The sequence below is a fragment of the Cecembia sp. genome (assembly GCF_007126775.1).
Lineage (GTDB): Bacteria > Bacteroidota > Bacteroidia > Cytophagales > Cyclobacteriaceae > Cecembia.
Window position 1 is genome coordinate 1 of sequence record NZ_SLAP01000186.1, and the last position, 4,210, is coordinate 4,210.

Annotated in this window: 4 protein-coding genes and 4 tRNA genes; 2 read left to right on the top strand and 6 right to left on the bottom strand. The window is 39.5% G+C overall.

From position 1 onward, the window contains the following. The first annotated feature begins 251 nt into the window (after nucleotides 1-251). Nucleotides 252-1,423, top strand: a protein-coding gene (locus QZT73_RS12285; RefSeq protein ID WP_291788418.1) for an IS3 family transposase whose coding sequence is annotated in 2 segments (ribosomal slippage) — nucleotides 252-525 and nucleotides 525-1,423 — 1,173 coding nt in all. Because the reading frame shifts where the segments join, the coding sequence is not laid out codon by codon here. Nucleotides 1,424-1,613: 190 nt separating this feature from the next. Here the strand turns inward: QZT73_RS12285 and QZT73_RS12290 are convergent. The 4 genes from QZT73_RS12290 to QZT73_RS12305 form a co-directional block, all read right to left on the bottom strand. Further along, a tRNA-Lys gene (locus tag QZT73_RS12290) sits at nucleotides 1,614-1,686 on the bottom strand. An 85-nt stretch (nucleotides 1,687-1,771) separates the two neighbouring features. Then, nucleotides 1,772-1,845: transfer RNA gene (locus QZT73_RS12295), tRNA-Arg, on the bottom strand. 9 nt (nucleotides 1,846-1,854) lie between these two features. Further along, nucleotides 1,855-1,929: transfer RNA gene (locus QZT73_RS12300), tRNA-Pro, on the bottom strand. 210 nt (nucleotides 1,930-2,139) lie between these two features. Continuing rightward, nucleotides 2,140-2,212 (bottom strand) — tRNA-Lys (locus tag QZT73_RS12305). Nucleotides 2,213-2,396: 184 nt separating this feature from the next. On the opposite strand from QZT73_RS12305, the gene QZT73_RS12310 reads away from it, so the two are divergent. Next, on the top strand, nucleotides 2,397-3,014 hold the full coding sequence (locus QZT73_RS12310) for a hypothetical protein (protein ID WP_363331095.1): 618 nt from the start codon (nucleotides 2,397-2,399) through the stop codon (nucleotides 3,012-3,014). 1 nt (nucleotide 3,015) lies between these two features. On the opposite strand, the gene QZT73_RS12315 is transcribed toward QZT73_RS12310, so the two are convergent. Then, nucleotides 3,016-3,642: an LON peptidase substrate-binding domain-containing protein gene (locus QZT73_RS12315; protein WP_291788422.1), complete on the bottom strand. Its 627-nt coding sequence runs from the start codon at nucleotides 3,640-3,642 to the stop codon at nucleotides 3,016-3,018. 48 nt (nucleotides 3,643-3,690) lie between these two features. Then, a partial coding sequence (locus QZT73_RS12320) for a hypothetical protein (RefSeq protein WP_291788425.1) occupies nucleotides 3,691-4,210 on the bottom strand: 520 nt, incomplete at its 5' end.

The following is a 4,210-nucleotide window of genomic DNA, read 5'->3' on the forward strand; positions in this document are numbered from 1 at the left end:
GCGTTTCCGGTTTTTTAGGATGTTCTTGCGCCGCCTCTGTGTATAAATCATATCCTTTAAACCCAGGGCTGCGTTCCTTGCCCTGGGCTATCACATGTAAGGCCTTCAGCCTTTCTTCTGTTTACATGAGAATCCCAAATATAGAATTGAACATAAATTTATTTCAATCAGATTACCTGTTTTTTTCGATATTCTGGACCTGCTACATTTGATTGGACAATAAGTTAAGCTCATTTCTTAAATTTGGAACAATGAGTAAAAGAGAAAGAAGAAAATTTGACGAGGCCTTCAAAAGAATGGCTGTAGAGTTGCACCTGAGTGGTAAGACGAGTACTTCCATAGGCAAGGAGTTGGGTATAGGCGCTGATTTGGTCAGGAGATGGACCAGAGAATTCAAATCAGAGGGAGCGACAAGTTTTCCGGGAAACGGGAAGCAGAACCTAACTGATGAGCAAAAGGAAATACTTGCTCTTAAGAAGGAACTGAACGAAACCCAAATCGAGAGAGATATCCTAAAAAAGGCGGTAAGCATCTTTTCCAGGGGGGACAGGAAATCTACGGGTTCATGAAAGACCACAGACATGAGTTTGCTGTTGAAAAGATGTGCAGGGTATTTAATGTAAGCAGGAGCGGATATTACAATTGGCTGAAGAGAAAACCTTCCAAACGTGAGCAAGAACGTGAGCTTCTGTTGGCTGAAATCGATAAGATACATACTCAAAGCAATGGTCGATACGGAAGTCCAAAGATAACCATTGAGCTGAGGGATAGGGGGTTTTCAGTGTCCAGACCAAGGGTTGCCAGAATAATGAGGGCAAACGGGATCAGGAGTGTGATATCGAGGAAGTTCAGGGTCTGCACCACTGATTCCAATCATGGTTTCAAAATCAATCCGAACTTGCTTGAAAGGAACTTCAGCCCTGATGGCCCTGCGAAATCATGGGTATCGGACATTACCTACATCAGGACAGAAGAGGGATGGCTTTACCTGACCATGATCATGGACCTTTATGACCGAAAGATAATCGGGTGGTCGATGTCAACGACCATGCATGCGGAGAACACTGTTATACCCGCATGGCGAATGGCCCAGATCAACAGGCCTTTTTTCAGAGGGCTGGTTTTTCATTCGGACAGGGGGGTACAGTATGCCTGCTTTGAATTCAGAAAAGAACTAGATCCCGAGAAAGTAAGCCAGAGTATGAGCAGAAAAGCAAACTGCTGGGACAATGCAGTGGCAGAAAACTTCTTTAAGATCCTGAAATCGGAAACAGGTTACCGTAAATACGATTCAATAGCCCAGGCAAAGCAAATAATTTTCGAATTCATTGAAATCTGGTATAACAGGATCAGGAGACACTCCTCACTTGGATACCTTTCACCTGAACAGTTCGGAAAAACAATTAATAAAATTGCCTTATAAATACTGACCTCGAAATTGTCAGGGGGATTTTTTTTCAAAATCGCACTGATAATTTGAGGAGCCCGCGGCAGGCGTAATCAATTTAATCAACAAATCATCGGGCTTAATTCTTTGTCCAGTTTTTTGTTGCAAATCCATTGCTTCGTTTATCGGGATAAACTTCTCGCCCTATGCGATCATTTAAACTATGTGATCCCGCTGGGGCTCGAACCCAGGACCCTAACATTAAAAGTGTTATGCTCTACCAGCTGAGCTACGGAATCATATACTATGATAAACACAGAACAAATAAAAAATGGGTTCTGTCAACCACCAATAAATAAAGCATCCTAGAAGGATGCTCACAGGTGATCCTGTCAGGACTCGAACCTGAAACCTACTGCTTAGAAGGCAGTTGCTCTATCCAGTTGAGCTACAGGACCTAGAAATTGTCGGGGTGGCAAGATTCGAACTTGCGACCTCCTGCTCCCAAAGCAGGCGCGATAACCGGGCTACGCTACACCCCGAGAAATAAATGTAATGATAAACTTTATCACCACCAGTAAGATATGGTAGAGAATAAATTTCTACCCAATTTGAATTGGCTTATCCAACTCCAATTAACCCAAATTAAATGGGTTTTTAAACTTTGATCCCGCTGGGGCTTCCCGATGCTAACTCGCTTTGCTGCGTTTATCGGGATAAACTTCTCGCCCTATGCGATCATTTAAACTATGTGATCCCGCTGGGGCTCGAACCCAGGACCCTAACATTAAAAGTGTTATGCTCTACCAGCTGAGCTACGGAATCGTTTTGGTTTTGATTTGTTTTTTCTTAAATCATTACCGTAATTGGACTGCAAATTTAAGCTACTGAATTTAAAATGCAAAACCTAAATCAAATCTTTCTGACAAAATTAATAATATTTTTTGCGGCTATATTGCAAAGCTTTAACTGTCAAGCCGATACAGGAAAGCTTAATTTAGCAGATTCTTTGTTCAGTCAACAGAGCTATCAAGAAGCATACATTATATATCAAGATTTACTGGAAAATGAAGCAGTTTTCTCTCCGGCTATGCTACTGAAAATGGCATTTGTGGCAGAAGGAATGGGAGATTATTCCAAAGCAAGCTTTTATTTGGCCAAATATTATGATCAAAACCCAAACCCCAGGGTTATTACCAAAATCAAAACCTTAACGGAGCAAAGTAACCTTAAAGGGTATGAGTTAAGTGACTTGGATAGACTTAAAAATTTTCTTTCAGATTTTCAATCTGAAATAACAGCTTTTTTTTCCTTGTTATTAATCATTTCCATAATTTTTCTAATAAAATACAGGCAAAAAGCAGATAGTTCAAAGTACTATTTACCTGCAGTTCTATTCCTGATGTTGGCTTTTATGAGCAACAATTTTCTATATGGCCCAAAGACTGGGATAGTAACCGGAACTCCAACCTTGATCATGGACCAGCCTACAGCTGGGGGGGAACTTTTGGATATAGTGGACCCAGGTCATAGAATTATCGTGAAATCAATAAAAGATATTTGGTATGAAGTAAAATGGGGCAACCAAACTGCTTATATCAAAAAAGAACATGTAACAAGACTTTAAATCAAAGATCCAATGGATCCAAATTTTTGTAATGTCCGTTCATTTTAATCTTTAACTTGGCCAACTCTACTTCTCTTAAAACTGAAATTACCCGCATCAAATGTTGTATCAAATACTTCATGCGGTCCTCTTCTCTTTTCAATTGAAGGAGTTCATATTCCTCCTCTATTTTTAAACCTATCTTGTGTGCAAATGTAAATGAATCCACTTCCGTAGCGTTTAATTCTACATTTTGATTCATAAGCCTGAATAATTCTTTCAGATAGAACAAAAATTCATCATACACATTTTTTGCTACCCTGGGGTCATTATCCAAAAATTGGACCTTACCTCCCGCGTAAAGCTTACCTTCTGAAGGGTTATCGAAGGTCAAAATTTCAAAAACCCGCTTGCCAACAGTTTTGATGTCCATTCTCCCATCATCATAGGTTTTGTTGATTTCAATTAACTCGACTTCAGTTCCTGTGCTCACTAAACTGTCAAGATATATTCCTATTCCAAATCTACCCCCATTATTTTTGATGTCATGCACCAACTGCCTATACCTAGGTTCAAAAATGTGCAGGTTCAATGCCTCTCCTGGGAAGGCTACTAACTTTAAAGGGAATATTGGAAGATAATCTGGCATACTTCAGTATAACCAGTAATAATCAACAAGGTTATACGATTGGTTTATTTAATCAAAAATAGATTCTTCCTCGTTCATTTCTTCCTGGAGATTAACTATTGCTTCTGGTGTCATATACAAAGTCCTTATTTTTTCTTTGTATTCGTCATCAAATCCTTCATGATTGAGAATATATTCTTTGGTTGCAAGTACCTGATGACCAAGACCGCATTCGATAGCGTAACTGTCTGCAGCAAGCTCTGCTTCCACCACCTTCTGTTTAGAGACAATGTATTTGAATCCAAATCGCATCATATTTGTAGAAGACCTGTCTAAATAATCCATAATATGTCCCAATTCATGACCTATCCAACCCACTAAAGCATCATTTGGTACCTTTTCAATTGGAATTATTATGTCACCAAAATCCAGTAGTCTGGTGATTTTTATTCTGTATTTCCTCTTGTCTTTTCCGTCTACAAATAAAGAAAAAACCTTAGGTTGTGCCTGCATTACAGATCCACTGATCTTTTCTTTAAATTCAAAAGTGATGTCCACATCCTCTAAATCAGGGAAATGAGACAAGGCC

Bases quoted from the DNA above. Each gene is read 5' to 3' on its own strand.
- QZT73_RS12315 (WP_291788422.1), bottom strand. From the start codon at position 3,642: ATGCCAGATTATCTTCCAATATTCCCTTTAAAGTTAGTAGCCTTCCCA.